Source organism: Bartonella sp. AC158YNML (genome assembly GCF_042196725.1).
Classification (GTDB): Bacteria; Pseudomonadota; Alphaproteobacteria; order Rhizobiales; family Rhizobiaceae; genus Bartonella.
On sequence record NZ_JBHIQU010000108.1, the window covers coordinates 1 to 544 of the forward strand.

At 38.2% G+C, this 544-nt stretch carries 1 protein-coding gene; it reads right to left on the bottom strand.

What is annotated here, in order from left to right; all coding sequences use genetic code 11:
* Positions 1 to 544, bottom strand: a 544-nt coding sequence (locus tag ACFIM1_RS09515; protein WP_375694715.1) for a DNA adenine methylase, incomplete at both ends; no start/stop codon positions are given.

The following is a 544-nucleotide window of genomic DNA, read 5'->3' on the forward strand; positions in this document are numbered from 1 at the left end:
ATCTCTCGAACCGCATCACAATCATTCAGACTCAAGACAAATTTGCCTTGAATACTTTTGAGAACTTTTGCCATACTCACAAAATCATCTTCAACAAAATTCCCAGAGCTGTAACACTTCTTCTTCACAAGATAAGGAGGGTCTAGGTAAAATAAACTGTCGGGTGCATCAAATAGCTCGATAACCCGTTCCCACGATAAATTTAAGATCGTCGTATCAAGAAGCTTCTGTCTAACACGTCTCATCCTTGATAACAGCTTTTCGGGATTAAACTCTGCCGTTCTTTTTCTTCCAAAGCTAAAAGAAACGTAATCTTTTTTCCCATAAAGGACACAACGTTGGAGAAATAAAAAGCGTGCGGCTCTTTCAACTTTGGAAAGGCTTTCTGGGTCAATCGCAGCAAGGTCAAAAAACAACTGTCTTGAACAAACAAACCACTCCAATCGTTTGGCTAAATCATCAAAATGGTTTTGAACGCATTGAAACAGATTCGTGATCTCTCCATTCAAATCATTAATCACAGAATATTTTGCTGGTCTTTTAT